Consider the following 18,995-nt stretch of genomic DNA (forward strand, 5'->3'; position numbering starts at 1 on the left):
TGTAAACGAAACAGACATCGCTGCCAATAAAGCGGCGATAACCTCCAACGATTCCGACATTGCAAACAATGCCGCAGCCATCACCGCACACAATACGGCCGATGGGGATTTAAGTGCTACAAACGAACTTACTGATTTAAAATTGGATGCTTCGAATATACTTACACTTACCAATCCTGCCACTGGCTCGAATCAAGTGGATCTATCTGGTTTTGTTTCTTCTGATAATCAATATCCAGATAAATTTGCATTGAATGGAACTTTTCTGGAATTATCCTTAATTCGGGATGGACTTTCGGATCGAACCGTTAACTTGGATGGTACTTTTGCTACCGATGCACAAGTAAGTACACAGATCAGCAATGCCATTACGGCTTCTGAAGCATTGGATTATGATAAAGTAATCGGGAATGAATCTGTTACTGCCTTAACTTTTGATGGAACTAATTTAACGTTAGAACAAGATGGTGCAGCAAATAAGACTGTAAATTTAAGTTCTGTGAGTTCTGACAATCAATATCCAGATAAATTTGCATTGAATGGAACTTTTCTGGAATTATCCTTAATTCGGGATGGCCTTTCTGACCGTACAGTTAACTTGGATGGTACATTTGCAACCGATGCACAAGTCAGCACAGCGATTGCGGCTTCTGAAGCACTAGATAATGATAAAAGTGCAACGAACGAACTATCTGATTTAAAATTGGATGCTTCGAACATACTTACACTTACCAATCCTGCTACTGGCACGAATCAAGTGGATTTATCTGGTTTGGTCTCTTCGGATGATCAACAAGTTGAATTATTCGCTTTCAATGGATCCACTTTTGAATTATTATTGGGAATTGAAAATGATGCAACGACCAGGGTAGCAAATTTATCATCCTTACATGCTGACGGTACTGAAACAAAAGTTGTTGCAGGGGATTCCAATATAATTGTGACAGGCGATGGTTCCTCAACTTCACCTTATGGTATTTATAATAATTTTACCGAAGTTGATGGAAGTATTTCCAACGAAATTCAGGATTTACAATTTTCCAGTGGTGTCATCTCATTAACAAACGACCCAGATGCCACTACCATAGACCTTAGCGCATACGACGATAATGCCGCAGACGATTTTGACGGGGAATGGACCAGCTTAAACAACATTCCAGCGGATATCGCTGATGGTGATAATGATACACAATATACGGCCGGAACTGGTATCAACCTTTCAGGAACCGAGTTCTCTGTCAACAACTTAGCCGGTGATGTTACAGGACCTACAAATGCCACTGTAATTGCCGATGGGGCAATTGTTGGTGGTGCAGGAGGTAAAATCGCGGATAATTCGATTACCGCATCCGATCTTGCCCCTAATTCTGTTAATGCATCGGAAATCAATGCAAATGCAGTAGGCACCTCAGAACTTAAAGTTGATGCCGTAGAGACCGAAAATATAAAGGACGCCAATGTTACTCCCGTTAAAATTGAACCGGGAAGCAATAATCAAGTATTGGTTACAAACAGTTCTGGAAACGTAGCCTGGGAAGACCAAACTTCGAATACGGTTGGTGCTGAGACCAACAATAGTATTTCCGCTGGAGCTAACGGTGGTGCATTTTATGAGAGTCCGATCAAGGCCTTCGGGAAAATATCTTCCGGTGGTGGAGTGACCAAAGCAACTGCAGGAGTTACGGCTACAAGAATAAGTACAGGTCGTTACCGGGTAACATTGCCAACGGGTGCTGTATCCGATGCCGACTATATCATTCAATTGACTCAGCCTGGAAGAGGTGGGGCCGGTAATGATGACCCGGGTATCTCCTACTCCAACCAAACCGCAACAAGTTTTGAGGTTATCATTGGGGACAATGACAATGGCGGTACGGACAGAAGTCGATTTGATTCGGAATTTATGTTTACAATTTTAGATTTATAATAAGAATATGAAAAAACAATTTCTACTTTTTACTTTACTTCTCATTACTGGTTTTTCCTATGGGCAGATTGAAAGCGGTCTTTTATTTGGCCTTACCAAAGGGACGACTGCCGAGATCAATGCCATTAGCGGAATGGAAGAAGGACAGATGCTCTATAATACCGATACACAGGAAATTTACGTTTACGATGGCTCCGCATGGGTAAAATCCTCAAATTCCAATTGGTTACAAAATGGCAATACCTCTAGTAACGGTTCTTTCCTCGGTACGACCAATGATGTGGCAATGGATATAAAATCGAACAACATAAGCATGCTGCAATTCGGTAGAAGACAAACCTTGGGCCTTACCCAATCGTATCCGGATTACAATGACAATGACCAATACCTGACCTACGTTAAAGGTAACAACGGAACCTCAGCCTTACAATTTCAGGCAGATGCCGCCGATTTTTACAAACCCATGTTCTTTACCGACTCTAATGGTAACTTCAGGTTAAAAGGAAGTGCCGCCCAAACCGATTTATTTGAAATAGGTTCTACGGGCACGTCCAATAACGGGGAAGTCGAATTCATTATCGGTGATGATGGGGCAGAACCTTTCGTATTCAAAAGATATGACTATAGGGACCAATTAAAAAAGGAATTGTTTCGCATACAAGGTAGTTCCAACGCACAAACTGCAAAACCAAGGGTAGGCATCAATACGGGCCAATTGGCAAATTCAACCTTGGAAGTCAATGGATCGGTCGCAACGGCCATTGCCTCACCGAGCTCAAGTTTAACCTTGGATGAAACACACCACACGGTTATCATTACTTCAAACAGTAGTATTACGCTACCCGCAGCCAATTCCTGCGAGGGTAGAACCTATATTGTCAAAAACACCTACGGTAGCGCCATCAATATTTCGACTTATGTTGATAATACCGGGACAAATTCGACCTCTGTTCCATCGAATAGTGTGGTACAGTTACAAAGTAACGGCAGTGTATGGCACTCCGTTACCCCAGGCACTCCAACCATAACCTATTCCCAAACCTTTTCGGGTAGGGCCTATTTTTACAATAACACATGGTACTCCCCTAACCAAACCTATGGCCTCGGTTTATATTGGAATCAAAGCCATGGTACAAGTAGCTCTCCAAGTTATAACACCACGGGTTTAGCAGGTTTGCCCATCACACGAAATGAGACCCTTATTAAATTTGTGATGAAGAATGATTTTAATGGAAATCCTTCCGGAACCCAATACATAAACTTATCAGTGCTTAGGAATGGGTCTTTTATTAACATAGGAACCTATACAATTACCGGAGGTAGTACCAATATAACTATGAGTAATCAAGATGTAAATTTCGAACTACAGGAAAACGACCTATTGGTTTGGGCCTGTAGAAGCATAAGCGGTATCAATCGATTTTCATACGCATCAATAACTTTTGAATTTGGCTATTAAATAAATGGATAAATACCAAACAATGAGGATTGCACTTATCATGTTTTTTGCTTTTAACCTGGCTTTGTCACAAGATGCCGTGCATAACTATGGCGCCATGCAAATACATGGTTCCACCATGGTCGGTTTTCATATGGATCTGATCAATGACGGTGACTTTGACCAAAATTCAGGGTTGGTAGGTTTTTATGGTTTTGACAAATCGATTATCGTTTCCGGTAGTCGTATTCCGGTATTCTACGATGCCGAAATCGCCGTGGATAACGGTTTGTATCTAAACACCCAAATAGATGTGACCAACAACGTGAACTTAGTCGTTGGCGACGTTATTACCCCAAGGATCAACACCGATGTATTTACCAATTTTATGGAAAATGCCTTCTATGTGGGTGAGAATGACGTATCCTTAATCGATGGATATGCCGCCTTTACCAACAAGGACAGTTTTACCTTTCCCGTGGGGGATGATGAAAGGTTAAGGCCTTTAAGTATCACTTCCGAAAAAATTGACCCACTCGTTAAATGCGCCTATTTTTTTGAAGACCCCAACTCCCCTTCCGTTTTTGCGAAGAGTTTTGAAACCGAGAAAATTGCCTCCGAGTATATGTCGGTGAGCGATAAGGAATATTGGAATTTGGAAGGCGAGGTATTGACCACCGTAACCTTAACCTGGGATGAATATAGCAATATTGGTTCCTTGGCAGAATTTCTTGGAGACCTGAAGGTTGTGGGCTGGAGCAAAGAACAGGACGAATGGGTAAATCTGGGAAACACCAATGTTGAAGGAGGCCTTGTACGTGGATCGGTCACCTCTGCCCCCTTTCTACCCAATGACTATGAAATATTGACCCTGGGGGGTAATGCCGACATCGTGGAAAAATTTGACACCGTTGAACTTGATAATTATTACATGACTCCTAACGGGGATGGCAAAAACGATTATTTGGTCCTTGATGGGATTGAGGTTTCGCCCAACAATTCCTTGCAGATATTCAATAGATACGGAGTACTGGTCTATTCCAAGGAAGACTACAACAATGAGTTCAATGGTATTTCGAATAGAGAATCGGTAATTTCCCGTGATAAAGGATTGGCCACGGGTATTTATTTCTACATCATTACCATGCATGATTTAAAACAGCGCCACCAAGGATATCTTTATCTTTCCCTGAAACAATAATCATACCTTGACAAAGATCGAATAAATGCCTATATCAAGGTGGGGTTTTGGAAGAACACCTACGATTTGTTTAATTTTAGCGTATTGAAAATCAGCGTCATCCTTAAAAAACATAAAAGGTCTTGCCTTTTAAAACATCAAAACGCGATAAATTACGTTATAGGTATAGAATGGCAGCATATTTGCAAGTAGCCTTTCAATAAATACCGTGGATTAAATCTAAAAAAACATGAAAAGAAGATCATTCATAAAAAAAAGTAGCGTTTCTGGATTGGCCTTGGCCTTGGCCCCATCACTAATGGTTGCCAAAGACCGTGAATTGGAATATTCCGTATTGGAATTAATGGGAAAGGAAGATATTCAGTTATATGGGGAAGGTATTAACCTTAGAAAGGAAGCCCATGACGCCTTTTTGGCCATGAAAAAAGCTGCTTACAGTGATGGGATTGATCTGAAAATCGTTTCCAGCTATCGCAGTTTTGATCGTCAGGAGTTGATCTGGGAGCGTAAATACATCAAGTATACCGAAGACAAAGGCATGGATCCTCTTACCGCCATTGAGAAAATTATAGAGTATTCGACCATTCCCGGTACCAGTAGACATCACTGGGGAACCGACATCGATATTATTGATGGGTACCGTAAGACCAATGGGGATGTGCTGGTTCCTGAAAAATTTGAAGCAGGTGGACCTTTTGAGGATTTTAAAAAATGGATGGATGGCAATGCCAACAAATTCGATTTCCATATCGTATATACCAAAGACCCTAAACGAAGAGGGTTTAAATACGAACCTTGGCATTACAGTTATGCCCCAATTTCCGTCCCCATGTTGACCGCTTACCGAAGGTTGAATATTGTACAGCTTTTACGGGAAGAGGAATTCTACGGTAGCGAACATTTTACCACAGGATTTATCAAAAATTACTTGAGAAATAATATTCTGGACATAAACACCGCACTTCTATAGGTTTTTTATATATTGGGCCAACACTCAAAAACACTAACCATGAGAAGAGGCAGTTGGAAAATAAGGATTTTTATAGGCTTGGCCATTGTGGCTTTTGCCTTTATCCAGAGATGTAGCAATAAGGAAGAAAATCCGTATACCGGCAGGGAACAGACCATTAACATGACCTCTGAGCAGGAAATTGCCATTGGCGTGCAAAGTGCCCCTGAAATAGCCCAGCAACACGGCGGACTATACCCCGATGAGCGCCTACAGTCCTTTGTGGATTTTGTGGGTGAAAAATTAGTCGATAACAGCATCGCCCGGGAAACCCCCTATGAATATGATTTCCACTTATTGGCAGATGATCAAACCATAAATGCCTTCGCCCTACCCGGTGGTCAGGTCTTTATTACCTATGCCCTATTTTCACAACTGAACGAAGCCCAATTGGCGGGAGTCCTTGGTCATGAAATAGGACATGTCATCGGCAGGCATTCCGCAGAGCGCATTGCGGAGAGCAGTTTTTGGCAAACCATTACCATGGGAGCCTCCGTGGGTGCCGATGCAGGGGGTATCGTTGGCAGTATAGGACAGAACACCCTATTGAAAAATGGTCGTGGCGATGAGCTTGAAAGTGATGAACTTGGCGTTCTTTTCATGATAAATGCCGGCTATGACCCGACCGAAATGATCGAGGTCATGAAAATTTTAAAAGCGGCTGCAGGACCCAATCGTGTACCTGAATTCCAAAGCTCCCACCCTGATCCGGAAAACCGTATCGAAAAAATACGGGAGGCCATAGCCAAATATGGCGGATAGCCTTTTCCAAAAAAAACATTATCCTGTTTGATTTACGCTTTATTTTAGTATCTTTGGTTTTCCCGTAAATCTTTATATCGCCTCAGATTTAACCCTTATAGCTTTGATTTATTATCACTTAAGCAAAACTATATGGGAACACTATTACATTTTAAGAACATTTACACCGAAGCTTTTGAGAATTGCAAACCTGATTTTGTAGTATTACTCCTAAAAGCGTATTTCATTTTCTGCGTTTTAATGTTGACTATGGCTTTCTATGCTTTTATCTATAGGGTAGCTACAGGCTTTGATTTTTAAACTTCGAAGATTCACTCTTTTACTTGAACACTATTTGATGTGAATAAAAAAACCATCCCGCCAGGCGGGATGGTTTTTTTTATAGTTTAAACGATTCCTCAACTTTGCATTTCGGCATTGATCACCTCCAAGGCCTCCTTGGCATTGGAAAATTGCGCTATTTGCACAATGGAATGCCCTCTATTGCTTTTAATGCTCAAATCCGCCTCATTAGCGATCAAAACTTTCAATATCTCAACCTTGTTATAGCGGGCAGCGAACATAGCCGGGGTCATACCCAATGATTTCTGGTTGACATCCTCTCCCATTGCAATTAACTTTTTCACTAAATCCAAGTCCCCTTTCACAATGGCCATACAAAAAGAATTGATTTCGGAATTTTTAATCGAAATAAGGTTCACATTCGAATTCCCATTTGTGTTATGATGGTTTGCCATCATAGCAGGAGCCGCGAGCATAAAAGCAGCGGCTGCAATTAAAATTGTTTTTCTCATGATGATTGTTTTTTTTACCGGATAGTATCCAGTAATGATTGATGATAAATTTATATTACTATATAAATAGAGACCCACAATGATGAAAATTGTTTCAGCTTCAACTGTTAAATAACGAAATTTTAACATTTTGATCATTGATGATCGCACTAACATCACCAGTGTACAATGTTAAAAAAAGCCCCTGAAATAACTAGTTAAACTTATTGGATCACCGTATTTTTGCAGAACGAAATTATACATCATGAACAAAAAAGTAATCTTAATGATTTTGGATGGATGGGGAACATCCCCAGATCCAAAAGTTTCCGCAATTGACAACGCAAACACTCCTTTTATAGACAGTTTATATACCAAATACCCTAATGCAGCATTACGTACAGATGGGTTAAATGTAGGTCTGCCAGATGGCCAAATGGGAAACAGTGAAGTTGGGCATATGAATTTAGGTGCCGGAAGAATTGTTTATCAAGAACTAACCAGGATTAACCTTGCGATTGAAAACAATACTTTAAAAGACGAAAAAGTCTTGGTTGATGCATTTAACTATGCAAAAACAAACAATAAAAAAGTACATTTCTTAGGGTTATTGAGCAATGGCGGTGTCCATTCCCACATTAGCCACTTAAAAGGCTTATTAAGTGCCGCAAACGACAATAACCTTGACAAGGTATTTGTACACGCCTTTACGGATGGTAGGGATGTAGACCCAAAATCCGGAGCTTCCTTTGTTGCCGATTTAGAAGACCATATGGCAAAAACAACAGGTAAAATCGCCACATTGACAGGTCGATATTATGCAATGGATCGGGACAATCGATGGGAAAGGGTAAAACTGGCTTATGATGTAATTGCCAATGGAATCGGTGACACCACCGATAATGTGGTTGCAAGTTTGGAAGCCAACTATGCCAATGGAGTTACGGATGAGTTCATTAAACCTTTAGTTGCCGATAAAAATGGTATCGTTGAAGAAGACGATGTGATCATCTTTTTCAATTTCAGGACAGACCGCGGAAGGGAATTGACCAATATGTTGTCCCAAAACGATTTTCCTGAGTACAATACAACAAAACGAAAATTATACTATGTTACCATGACAAACTATGATGATAGTTTTAAAGGTATCCATGTTATTTTCAACAAGGATAATATCACTGAAACTATTGGTGAAGTATTATCCAAAGCGGGCAAAAAACAAATCAGGATAGCGGAGACAGAAAAATATCCCCATGTTACTTTCTTTTTCTCAGGAGGAAGGGAAGAGCCTTTTGAAGGCGAAAGTAGAATTCTGAGAAACTCACCTAAAGTAGCAACTTACGACTTAAAGCCTGAGATGAGCGCTTTTGAATTAAAAGATGCTTTGGTGGAAGAATTAAAGAAGCAAGAAGCTGATTTTGTATGTCTCAATTTTGCGAATGGTGATATGGTAGGTCACACCGGTATTATGGAGGCTGCCATCAAAGCTTGTGAAGCTGTGGATATTTGCGCTAAGGATGTAATTGAAACAGGCTTGGAAAATGGATACTCAACCATATTGATCGCTGACCATGGTAATTGCGAAACGATGATCAACCCTGATGGTTCCCCTAATACGGCACATACTACAAATCCTGTTCCCGTAATTTTAATTGATAAGGATTTAAAGGAAATAAAAGATGGAGTCTTAGGCGACGTTGCACCAACCATTTTAAAAATGATGGGTGTTGCACAACCTGAAGCCATGACAAGAGCATCATTGGTGTAAAACACTACGTATAATGCATAATAGAATAAAAGACCAACTTGGAAGAACTACGGTTTTACCTAGTTGGCCTTTTCGCATTATATCCCTGGTTCCATCAGAAACCGAATTACTTGTAGATTTGGGCCTTGAAGAGTACTTAGTTGGAATCACCAAATTTTGCGTCCATCCAGGTCACTTAAAAAAAACAAAAACCATTGTTGGAGGAACCAAAAAAGTCTCCTTTGATAAAATCGCCGAATTAAAGCCCAATATTATCCTTTGCAACAAAGAAGAAAACTCTAAGGAAATTGTTGAGGCGCTTGAAAAAAAATACGCAGTTCACGTCTCTGAGGTGAACAATATCAAAAACGCCTTACACTTAATAAAACAATACGGCACCTTGTTCAATTGCGCAGAAAAATCAGAAATTTTAGTTTCTAAGATTGAAGGCAAACAAAAGAGTTTTAAAACCTTTATTGAACATAAACCCAAAAAAAGAGTGCTCTATTTTATTTGGAAAAAGCCATGGATGCTTGCAGGAAAGGACACATTCATAGATTATTTGCTCCAATTAAATGGCTTTATCAACATGAGCCCTGAAAACCCTCGATATCCGACAATTGACAACGATTTTTTAAATAATACCAAAGTAGATTTAGCCTTGCTTTCCTCAGAACCATTTCCTTTTAAGGAACAACATATCAATGATATTGAAAATACCGGTTTGGAAGGAAAAGGCCTCCTTGTGGATGGCGAATATTTTTCCTGGTATGGCTCCCGTCTATTATTGGCTTTTGAGTACTTTAAAAGCCTGCATTAACTCATTTCAAAAACCTACTAGATTGGCGTCATTTGGCTTCCAATCCTCAAAGTAAATATTTACCTTTGCATCTTATGATTAAGATAAAAACTCCTGAAGAAATCGAACTAATGCGCGAAAGCGCATTGATCGTTTCTAAGACCTTGGGTATGCTGGCTTCCGAAATCAAGCCTGGTGTCAACGCCTTATTTTTAGATAAGCTGGCCGAGGAATTCATTAGGGAACAAGGTGCAGAACCCGGATTTTTGGGTATGTACGATTTTCCCAACACACTGAATATGAGCCCAAATGCCCAAGTCGTGCATGGCATTCCAACGAGCGAACCCTTAAAAGACGGGGATATTATCTCCGTGGATTGCGGTTCGTTCAAAAATGGATATTATGGCGATCACGCCTATACTTTTGAGGTAGGTGAGGTAGCCCCAGAAACCAAAAAATTACTACAGGTCACCAAAGAATCCCTCTATGTGGGTATTCGTGAATTTAAAGTAGGTAATCGCGTAGGCGATGTCGGTTATGCCGTCCAAAATTATTGCGAAAACCATGGTTATGGTGTCGTACGGGAATTGGTTGGCCATGGATTGGGCAAAAAATTACACGAAGACCCGGAAATGCCCAATTACGGAAGACGTGGTAGGGGTAAAAAATTCATGGAAGGCCTTGTGGTTGCCATTGAGCCCATGATCAATATGGGAACAAAGAACATAAAGCAGCTTAAAGATGGGTGGACCATCCTTACTGCAGACGGACAGCCCAGTGCACACTTTGAACATAATGTAGCGATTGTAAACGGCAAACCGGAACTCTTATCAACCTTCCAATATATTTACAAGGCTTTGGGAATTGAAAGTGATGAAGAAGATGATTTCCATCAAAAGAAAGTTCAATTATAGCCCGCTATAACCGATTCGCTTTTTAAAGAAAGGCAGGATAAATGGAGCAGGGATGATACATGAAAAAAGTCTTTAAATATTTCCTAAATGCCATTCCAAGACCCTTGCTCATAAAAGTGAGTTACTGGATCAGGCCTATTATGGCCCTTTGGCTTCGCGGAAATAAATATACCGATCCTATCGACGGTAAACGGTTTAGGACTTTTTTACCTTATGGCTATGAAAGTCCGAGGGACAATGTGCTGTCTCCCTCTACCCTATCCCTGGAACGCCATCGATTATTGTGGTTGTTTCTACAAAAGGAAACCGATTTTTTTACGGAACACTTAAAAGTATTGCACTTCGCCCCGGAACAGGCCTTTTACAAACGCTTTAGAAACCTTGGCAACCTAGATTACACGACTACGGACCTCAACTCCCCCTTGGCCGATGTTGAAGCCGATATCTGCAATCTACCCTTTGCCGATAACACCTATGATGTCATTCTATGCAACCATGTTTTGGAACATATACCCGATGACGAAAAAGCCATGCAGGAATTATACCGGGTCCTCAAACCTGGGGGATGGGGAATTTTTCAAATACCCCAAGACCTAAACAGGGAACACACCTTTGAGGACGATAGTATTACAGACCGAAAGGAACGGGCCCGAATATTTGGACAATACGATCATGTGCGCATCTATGGAAAGGATTATTTCGATAAGCTTAGAACCATAGGATTTGAAGTAAAGGAGGTTGATTTCAACAAAAACCTTTCCCCGGAGGAGATAGACCGGTATCGATTGGCGGCCACTGAAATAATTCCTTTCGTCCGAAAGCCCTAGTCCACGACCAACTTTTTAAAGCCATCGGTCATATACTCCTTGGTTTGCCCATCTTCATCAAGATAAACGACATAAGCCTCCAATTCCTTCCTTGTAGCCAATATCGCCTTGGTCTTCTCCAAATCCATCGCCATGAAGGACGTTGCATAGGCATCGGCAACGGCGCATGAATTCGCAAGTACGGTCACACCCAAGGTACTGGCATTCTTGGTATATCCCGTCTTGGGATCAATGGTATGCACATATTTTTTTCCGGTAAGTGAATCAATCCTAAACTTTCGATAGTTTCCTGAAGAGGCCAAAGCCTTATCCTTTAACTGGATCAGGATTTTCAATTTACGACCCAACCCTATCTGGGGATCATCGATACCAACGACCCAAGGCTTCTGTTTTATTTGATTAATACCTTTCCCAACAAGTTCGCCCCCTACTTCCAAAAGATAATCCTCAATACCCTTTTGGTCCATCATTTTCGCCAATCGGTCAATGGCATACCCTTTGGCTATGGCATTAAAATCCAAATAGGTATTCGCATATTCCTTTTGGATTTTATTGTCAGCTGTGAGATTTACCTTGGGGAGCCCTACATATTGCATAAGGCTATCGACCTTAACGCTGTCCATCGCCACCTTTTTTCCTGGACCAAAGCCCCAAGCATTGACCATAATACCCACGGTTGGATCAAAATAACCCTCGGTGTGTTCATAAATTTCCTTTGAGAGCTTAAAAACCTCTTGGAACATAGCATCAACAGTCACATCAGCATCCCCTTGATTGATCCTTGAAATGTCGGATGTTGGGATATAGGTCGACAAGGATTGATTGACAACATTGAAAACCGAATCGATGGCGTGCTGGTAATCCAACTCCCTATCCGCGATATAAGTGATGCTATAAGACGTACCCAAAGCACCCCCGGCATTGGAATTCTTAACCAAGTTCCTTGGCGTATCGGCACAGGATAGGATGACCATCACCATACACAAAATAACCACTACTTTCAATTCCTTTCCTTTAAAATTCAATAAGTCCTTCATAATCGACAATATATTCCTCATTTAAGTATACGGGTAAATTTCGGTCCTTGGCATTGTAGAGTCCAACACCTGCATAATATAATTTTCCTTTTTGGCTTACGGCATGGTCTTTCATTCTTTCCATTAAAGCAACATCGTATTTTCGAGGGTCTTGTGGATGGGCCACATTCCGTACCACGATAAAATGAAGTTCCTTATCCTTTAAGCAAACGAATTGGGGATTCTTTTTGGGCTTACTATTCACCCCCATGAATTCATACCCCTCGGCCTGAAGTTGCCTTCCGACGATATTCATGGCCAAATTATGTAATTCCTGTGCACTAAGTGGTCTCATCAACGTCATTCATTAACTAAAAAAACCTGACAGATCTTGAAAATCTGTCAGGTTTGTGATTTATATTTTAAAAATCAAGATGTCTATCATTATCCACCAAAATCATCAAAGCGGATATTCTCATCTGGGATACCAAAGTCCTCTCCCATCTTCTGAACAGCTTTGTTCATCAATGGAGGTCCACAGAAATACAATTCGATATCCTCAGGAGACTCGTGCTTGCTTAAATAATTATCGATCACACAATTATGGATGAATCCGACAAAACCATCACCAGGAGCATCTATGTCCGCCTTAACCTTCCAATTATCCTCTTCCATAGGTTCTGAAAGCGCCAAATAGAATTTAAAATTCGGGAATTCCTTCTCCAATTCATAGAAGTGATCCAAGTAGAACAACTCCCTTTTGGAACGACCACCATACCAATAGGTGACTTTACGGTTCGTTTTCAAGGTTTTGAACAGATGGTACAAATGCGAACGCATTGGCGCCATACCTGCCCCACCACCGACATAAAGCATCTCGGCATCGGAATCATTGATAAAGAACTCACCATAAGGTCCGGAAATCACTACTTTATCCCCTTTTTTTCTTGAGAAAATATAAGAGGAAGCAATACCAGGATTCACATTCATCCAACCATTTTGAGACCGATCCCATGGTGGTGTCGCAATACGTACATTCAACATGATCTCCCTACCCTCAGCAGGATAAGAAGCCATAGAATATGCCCTTTCGACAGTCTCAGGATTTTTCATTACCAATGGCCAAAGGTTGAATTTATCCCATTCAGCCTGGAATTTATCCGGAGTCTCATGTTCCTCTGGGTGTGCCGTAATATCGATATCGGCGTATTTGATCTCACAAGGTGGGATTTCAATCTGAATATATCCACCCGCTTTATAATTCATATCCTCAGGAATCTCAACAACGAATTCCTTGATAAAAGAAGCTACATTATAGTTACGTACAACGGTACCTTCCCATTTCTTGATACCGAAAACCTCTTCAGGAATGGTGATTTCCATATCCTGTTTTACTTTTACCTGACAGGCCAAACGCGCCCCTTCGTTCAATTCCCTTTTTGAGAAATGGGGAGTCTCGGTTGGCAAGGCTTCCCCTCCACCGGACAACACATGGCATTCACACTGGATACAAGTACCCCCACCACCACATGCGGAAGGAAGGAATATTTTTTGGTTACCGAGTGTCGATAACAAGGAACCACCAGAACTCACTTCAATCTTTTTCTCCCCGTTTATGGTAATGGTAACCGGTCCAGAAGGCGAAAGTTTTTGTTTGGCGAACAATAGGATGGCCACCAAAGCCAATAATAAAATTAGGAACGAGATTACCGTTATTAAAATTGTTCCACCTGTACTTGTAGCTAAAATCATTTTTACTTGTTTATAGCGTCATTATATGAGACCTCTTTTTCATCGATCTCCTCTTTATTCTCTTTTTTCTCTACCTTTTCGATCTTCGCAGCAGTCGTTTTTTCCACAACAGCAGCCTCTTCATCGCTACCGCCTGTCAACATACCACCAAAACTCTGGAAACCGATACCCATCAAACCTGTAATGATAAAGGTTATACCAAGACCCCTTAACGGCGCCGGTACATTTGAGTATCTGATTTTTTCACGTATTGCCGCAATGGCCAAAATAGCCAAGAACCATCCAATACCGGAACTGACACCGTAATTAAAGGCCAATCCCAACGTAGCGATCTCTCTGGACTGCATAAACAATGATCCTCCTAAAATAGCACAGTTCACAGCGATCAACGGTAAGAAGATACCCAGTGAATTGTACAATGAAGGGGAAAACTTCTCAACCACGATCTCTACCAATTGAACCATAGTCGCAATTGTAGCGATGAAGAGGATAAAGGATAAAAAGCTTAGGTTGTAATCCGCATATTCAGGTCCTAACCAGGCCAAGGCCCCATCACGAAGCAAATACTGATCCAATAGCCAGTTCATGGGTACGGTTACCGCCAAGACGAAAATAACGGCAGCGCCCAAACCTACGGCCGTCGCCACTTTTTTCGATACAGCTAAATAGGAACACATTCCCAAGAATACTGCAAACACCATATTATCGATAAATATGGACTTAAAAAATAATTCTATATGCTCTAACATGTTATTATCTTTAAATGACTATTAGTTGTCTTCTATCAATGCTTTGTTCCTAGACCGTTGTACCCAGATGATGATACCAACAACTATCAAGGCTGCTGGTGGAATGATCATGAATCCGTTGTTTTCATATCCAAAGGCATAAAGTCCGGTTTTGTCAATAGGGTTACCCAAAACAGGGAAACCAAATAAAGTACCCGACCCCAAAAGCTCCCTGAAGAACCCAACGATCACCAAAATAATACCATACCCGAGGGCATTACCGATACCATCGAGAAAGGACCTCCATGGTCCGTTGCCCAAGGCAAAAGCCTCAAAACGTCCCATAATGATACAGTTGGTAATGATCAACCCGACAAATACCGAAAGGGTCTTACTCAATTCGTACGCAAATGCCTTTAAGACCTGATCCACAATGATCACCAAGGTCGCAACAACAATAAGCTGAACGATAATCCTGATTTTTGAAGGGATGATATTCCGCAATAAGGATATGGCCACGTTACCCATACCCAGTACAAAGAGTACGGAAACAGCCATTACAACGGACGCCTTTAATTCGGCGGTAATTGCCAAAGCGGAACAGATACCCAATACCTGAATGGTAATAGGGTTATTATCCGCCAAGGGATCCTTAATTAAGTTCGCATCTTTTTTTGAAAGTAGTGCCATATTATTTAACTCTAATCGTTTCTAAATAGTCCTTATAAAGATTTACACTCTCGCTGATCATCGCAGATACTCCATTACCGGTAATGGTAGCTCCAGCAAGTGCGTCTACCTCATTATCGTCCTTGATTTGGTTCAAGGGATCGTTATTGCCCTTTGCCACAGTAATGCCCGCGTACTTTGTTCCGTCCAAAATGGATTCCCCAACAAAATCATCCATAAAATAACGTTGCTTGATATTGGCCCCAAGACCAGGTGTTTCACCGGCATGGTCGAAATAAACCCCTTGGACCACCATTTGATCATCCAAAGCGACAAAACCCCAAATAGCATCCCAAAGTCCTTTACCCCTCATAGGAATGATATAGAATGTTTTCCCATCCTTATCCCCTATGAACAAAGGTAATTTTCTGGTCTCTCCTGCTTTGGCGGCCGTAGACTGCTTTTTAAGATCGATCAAATAAGCCTGATCATCCTTGGTGATCTTATCCCCTTCAATAACCAATTGCTCCTTAATGTATTTTGAAAACTCCCCTGCCACCTTATCGGTAGGCACAAAATCAACACTACCTTCACCGGAATTCTCATTAACCCCCATGGCATATAGTATGTTCTGTTGTTTTTCCAATCGTTTATTCTCTTCGATCTTTCCACTCAAAGAAGACGACACATAGGCCAAAATGGTACCAACAATAACAACCATAACGGCTGCAAAAATTACCGTGTAACTGTTCTTTTCTGTATTTAATGCCATGATTAAATTGTTTCTGCTTTTAATTCTTCTGCTCTGCTATCTGAATCCTTGGGTAGAATAGTAGCGTTCTTGAATCTTTTTAGACGTTTATTGATATTCGCCTTAACCACATAATGGTCAATAGTCGGTGCAAATACGTTCATCAGCAATATGGCCAAGAACACACCCTCTGGATAAGCCGGATTGAAAACCCGGATCATCACGGACATAAAACCAATAAAAAAGCCATAAATCCATTTCCCGTTATTGGTTTGCGAACCTGTAACGGGATCGGTAGCCATATAGACAATACCAAAGGCCAAGCCACCAACCAACAAATGTTTCCAGTATTCAAAACTCATCAAACCGTAAAAATTACTAGCCTCGGAAATAACACCCAAATCAACAACCAAGTTGAAAATGTAGCCCATAACCAATGAACCGATCACGGCACTCACCATAATTCGCCAGCTTGCTATTTTAGTATATATCAAGAACAACCCACCCAAAAGAATCAGGAACGTTGAAGTTTCCCCCACCGAACCAGGGATAAAACCAAAGAACATATCGGAAACCGAATAATTGAGTTCCGCCAAATGGTTTTGGGCCAAGGCCCCTAAAACGGTTTCCCCGGATATGGCATCAGGTGTTCCCGTTCTTTCCACGGCTTGGTAAACCCAGACTTTGTCACCACTCATCCAAGTAGGATAAGCGAAAAACAAAAATGCCCTTATGGTCAAAGCCGGATTCAGGATATTCATACCTGTACCGCCAAATACCTCTTTCCCTATAACCACACCAAAGACAACGGCAACAGCCAACATCCAAAGTGGTGTATCGATAGGAACGATCAAAGGCACCAACATCCCGGTAACCAAATACCCTTCCTCAACCTCGTGACCTTTGATGATCGCGAAAATGAATTCAACAAGCAATCCGACACCATAGGAAACCACGACCAAGGGCAATACCTTGATAATCCCTATCCAAAAATTATCCCATGTAAGGAAGTTTTCCCACAAGGAAAATTCACGGGATACATTGTTCGCCACATCGATGGCCGCATAATATTGATATCCAGCATTGAACATGGAAAACAATAACACCGGAATCAAAGCCATAATCACCATATTCATGGTACGCTTTAAATCATCGGCACCGCGAACATGGGCCCCAGAATGGGTCGTATCATCGGGAGAGAACAAGAAGGTATGGATTGCGTTGAACGCAGGCGCCATTTTCTTATCCCTATAATGATGCTTTAATATGTGCAGTCTTTTCTTAAAGGTCAGTCTTTTATCACTCATCTCTTAGCCTATTTCTTTATATAATAAATCCAATCCCTCACGAATGATCTTTTGGTGGGGCTGCTTGGAAATGCAAATAAATTCAGTTAAAGCAAAATCCTCAGGAGCCACTTCATAAAGCCCCAGTTGTTCCATTTCATCAAGGTCTTTGATCATGCACGCTTTTAGCAACTGCATTGGAAAAATATCCATAGGGAAAACCTCTTCGTATTGTCCCGTTACCACGAATGCACGATGCTCGCCATTCGTATTGGTATTTAGGTCATATTTCTTTTTGGGGTTTAACCACGAGAATGTCAAGGCCCTGGTCGTCGATATTTTATTGAATACCGGTAGCGCCCACCCGAACAATTCATAATCATCACCTTCCGGAATAGCCGTGACCGTATTATTATAATACCCCAAGTGACCATCCGGTCTACTTTTTGAACCGGTCAACACATCCCCATTAATCACGCGGAAATTATCATTGTTGACCCCACTACCATATAGGAAGGTAGCGATCTCGGCCCCAATTTTTGTAATGTAGTACTTTGGTGTCTTAACCGATGAACCTGCCAATGCGACAATTCGGTCGGCATTGAATTTACCCGTTAAGAACAGCTCCCCTATCAAGACCAAATCCTGGGGTGAAACCGTCCAAACCACTTCACCCTTGTTAATAGGGTCTATTTTATTTATTTGGGTTCCCACCAATCCAGCAGGATGCGGTCCTGAAACCTTATGCAATTCCAATCCGCTTAGTCCCGAAAGGGGGGAATTGGAATTGACCCCTACGGACACATGCACTGCACCCGGTGTCAATTTACCCAAAGCCGTAATTGCGGCCTGAAGTTCTTTTTCCTTACCCTGTAATACGTAATCACTATTGGCAGCCAAAGGCGCCGTAGTATACCCCGAGATAAAAATCGATTTTGGGTTCGTATCCGGGTTCGCAATGATATCGTAAGGTCTTTGTTTTATAAAAGGCCAACACCCTGTTTTTAACAGATGGGCCTTTATTTGTGACGAAGTCGCCTTGGCGGCATCAAAAGCCCCATGTTCGACAACTGCCTGCGTCTTATCGGCAAGTATTTTGATGGACAGGATTTTTCGCCTCGCCCCTCGTTCTATTTCGACTAGCTCACCACTTACCGGTGACACGAACACCATTTCAGGATTGCTTTTATTGAAAAACAGCCCTTCACCAGCCTTAACCTCAACACCCTGTTTTACAAGCATTTTGGGCGTAATTCCGTGAAAATCCTCAAGATTTATGGCATAAACGTTACTTAAAACCGCTTTGGCCGTAGTTTGTTCGGCAGCTCCTACCAAGTTAATGTTCAAGCCTTTTCGTATTCTGATGTCTTTAGACATAAATTGTAGACCTTAGGTT

Annotated in this window: 18 protein-coding genes and 1 pseudogene; 10 read left to right on the plus strand and 9 right to left on the minus strand. The window is 41.4% G+C overall.

Annotated elements, in window-relative coordinates; all coding sequences use genetic code 11:
* The 6 genes and pseudogenes from LX92_RS15235 to LX92_RS22480 all read left to right on the plus strand — a co-directional run.
* Positions 1 to 1,927: pseudogene (locus LX92_RS15235) on the plus strand (hypothetical protein); the annotation flags it as partial.
* A 7-nt stretch (positions 1,928 to 1,934) separates the two neighbouring features.
* Complete coding sequence (locus LX92_RS15240) at positions 1,935 to 3,386, plus strand: hypothetical protein (protein WP_109652451.1); 1,452 nt, start codon at positions 1,935 to 1,937, stop codon at positions 3,384 to 3,386.
* Positions 3,387 to 3,408: 22 nt separating this feature from the next.
* Positions 3,409 to 4,566 (plus strand): gliding motility-associated C-terminal domain-containing protein, encoded by a 1,158-nt coding sequence (locus tag LX92_RS15245; RefSeq protein WP_223308387.1) that lies wholly within the window; start codon positions 3,409 to 3,411, stop codon positions 4,564 to 4,566.
* A 229-nt stretch (positions 4,567 to 4,795) separates the two neighbouring features.
* Entirely contained in the window at positions 4,796 to 5,536 is a 741-nt protein-coding gene (locus LX92_RS15250) for a M15 family metallopeptidase (RefSeq protein WP_109652454.1), read from the plus strand.
* A 39-nt stretch (positions 5,537 to 5,575) separates the two neighbouring features.
* Complete coding sequence (locus LX92_RS15255) at positions 5,576 to 6,337, plus strand: M48 family metalloprotease (protein WP_109652457.1); 762 nt, start codon at positions 5,576 to 5,578, stop codon at positions 6,335 to 6,337.
* Positions 6,338 to 6,469: 132 nt separating this feature from the next.
* Positions 6,470 to 6,637 (plus strand): DUF6747 family protein, encoded by a 168-nt coding sequence (locus LX92_RS22480; protein ID WP_170117868.1) that lies wholly within the window; start codon positions 6,470 to 6,472, stop codon positions 6,635 to 6,637.
* Between the two features lie 98 nt (positions 6,638 to 6,735).
* Here the strand turns inward: LX92_RS22480 and LX92_RS15260 are convergent, their stop codons facing one another.
* A complete protein-coding gene (locus tag LX92_RS15260; protein ID WP_109652878.1) occupies positions 6,736 to 7,131 on the minus strand; it encodes an ankyrin repeat domain-containing protein in 396 nt (131 codons plus the stop codon).
* A gap of 244 nt (positions 7,132 to 7,375) precedes the next feature.
* Between LX92_RS15260 and gpmI the strand changes: the two genes are divergently transcribed.
* From gpmI to LX92_RS15280, 4 genes are all read left to right on the plus strand, one after another.
* On the plus strand, positions 7,376 to 8,878 hold the full coding sequence (gene gpmI, locus LX92_RS15265) for a 2,3-bisphosphoglycerate-independent phosphoglycerate mutase (protein WP_109652460.1): 1,503 nt from the start codon (positions 7,376 to 7,378) through the stop codon (positions 8,876 to 8,878).
* Between the two features lie 13 nt (positions 8,879 to 8,891).
* Positions 8,892 to 9,677: an ABC transporter substrate-binding protein gene (locus tag LX92_RS15270; protein ID WP_109652463.1), complete on the plus strand. Its 786-nt coding sequence runs from the start codon at positions 8,892 to 8,894 to the stop codon at positions 9,675 to 9,677.
* A gap of 74 nt (positions 9,678 to 9,751) precedes the next feature.
* Complete coding sequence (gene map / locus LX92_RS15275; RefSeq protein ID WP_109652466.1) at positions 9,752 to 10,570, plus strand: type I methionyl aminopeptidase; 819 nt, start codon at positions 9,752 to 9,754, stop codon at positions 10,568 to 10,570.
* Positions 10,571 to 10,629: 59 nt separating this feature from the next.
* The gene (locus LX92_RS15280) at positions 10,630 to 11,397 is read left to right on the plus strand and encodes a class I SAM-dependent methyltransferase (RefSeq protein WP_109652468.1); all 768 of its coding nucleotides are present in this window, start codon (positions 10,630 to 10,632) and stop codon (positions 11,395 to 11,397) included.
* Here the strand turns inward: LX92_RS15280 and LX92_RS15285 are convergent.
* From LX92_RS15285 to LX92_RS15320, 8 genes are all read right to left on the minus strand, one after another.
* On the minus strand, positions 11,394 to 12,434 hold the full coding sequence (locus LX92_RS15285; protein ID WP_109652471.1) for an FAD:protein FMN transferase: 1,041 nt from the start codon (positions 12,432 to 12,434) through the stop codon (positions 11,394 to 11,396). The two genes, LX92_RS15280 and LX92_RS15285, sit on opposite strands and share 4 nt — an antisense overlap.
* Positions 12,412 to 12,768, minus strand: a complete 357-nt coding sequence (locus LX92_RS15290) for a Na(+)-translocating NADH-quinone reductase subunit F (RefSeq protein ID WP_109652474.1) — start codon at positions 12,766 to 12,768, stop codon at positions 12,412 to 12,414. Before LX92_RS15290 ends, LX92_RS15285 begins: the two co-directional genes overlap by 23 nt.
* 89 nt (positions 12,769 to 12,857) lie before the next feature.
* The gene (gene nqrF / locus LX92_RS15295) at positions 12,858 to 14,165 is read right to left on the minus strand and encodes an NADH:ubiquinone reductase (Na(+)-transporting) subunit F (RefSeq protein WP_109652476.1); all 1,308 of its coding nucleotides are present in this window, start codon (positions 14,163 to 14,165) and stop codon (positions 12,858 to 12,860) included.
* Positions 14,166 to 14,167: 2 nt separating this feature from the next.
* Complete coding sequence (nqrE, locus tag LX92_RS15300) at positions 14,168 to 14,914, minus strand: NADH:ubiquinone reductase (Na(+)-transporting) subunit E (RefSeq protein ID WP_109652477.1); 747 nt, start codon at positions 14,912 to 14,914, stop codon at positions 14,168 to 14,170.
* Between the two features lie 21 nt (positions 14,915 to 14,935).
* Positions 14,936 to 15,583 (minus strand): NADH:ubiquinone reductase (Na(+)-transporting) subunit D, encoded by a 648-nt coding sequence (locus LX92_RS15305; RefSeq protein WP_109652479.1) that lies wholly within the window; start codon positions 15,581 to 15,583, stop codon positions 14,936 to 14,938.
* Between the two features lies 1 nt (position 15,584).
* Positions 15,585 to 16,334, minus strand: coding sequence for a Na(+)-translocating NADH-quinone reductase subunit C (locus tag LX92_RS15310; RefSeq protein ID WP_109652481.1), 750 nt, complete (start codon positions 16,332 to 16,334; stop codon positions 15,585 to 15,587).
* Between the two features lie 2 nt (positions 16,335 to 16,336).
* The gene (locus LX92_RS15315) at positions 16,337 to 17,620 is read right to left on the minus strand and encodes an NADH:ubiquinone reductase (Na(+)-transporting) subunit B (RefSeq protein ID WP_109652483.1); all 1,284 of its coding nucleotides are present in this window, start codon (positions 17,618 to 17,620) and stop codon (positions 16,337 to 16,339) included.
* 3 nt (positions 17,621 to 17,623) lie between these two features.
* Positions 17,624 to 18,976 carry a Na(+)-translocating NADH-quinone reductase subunit A gene (locus LX92_RS15320; protein WP_109652486.1) on the minus strand — a complete coding sequence of 451 codons (1,353 nt, stop codon included), beginning with the start codon at positions 18,974 to 18,976 and terminating at the stop codon, positions 17,624 to 17,626.
* Positions 18,977 to 18,995 lie beyond the last annotated feature (19 nt).

It is taken from the genome of Maribacter polysiphoniae, from assembly GCF_003148665.1.
Classification (GTDB): domain Bacteria; phylum Bacteroidota; class Bacteroidia; order Flavobacteriales; family Flavobacteriaceae; genus Maribacter_A; species Maribacter_A polysiphoniae.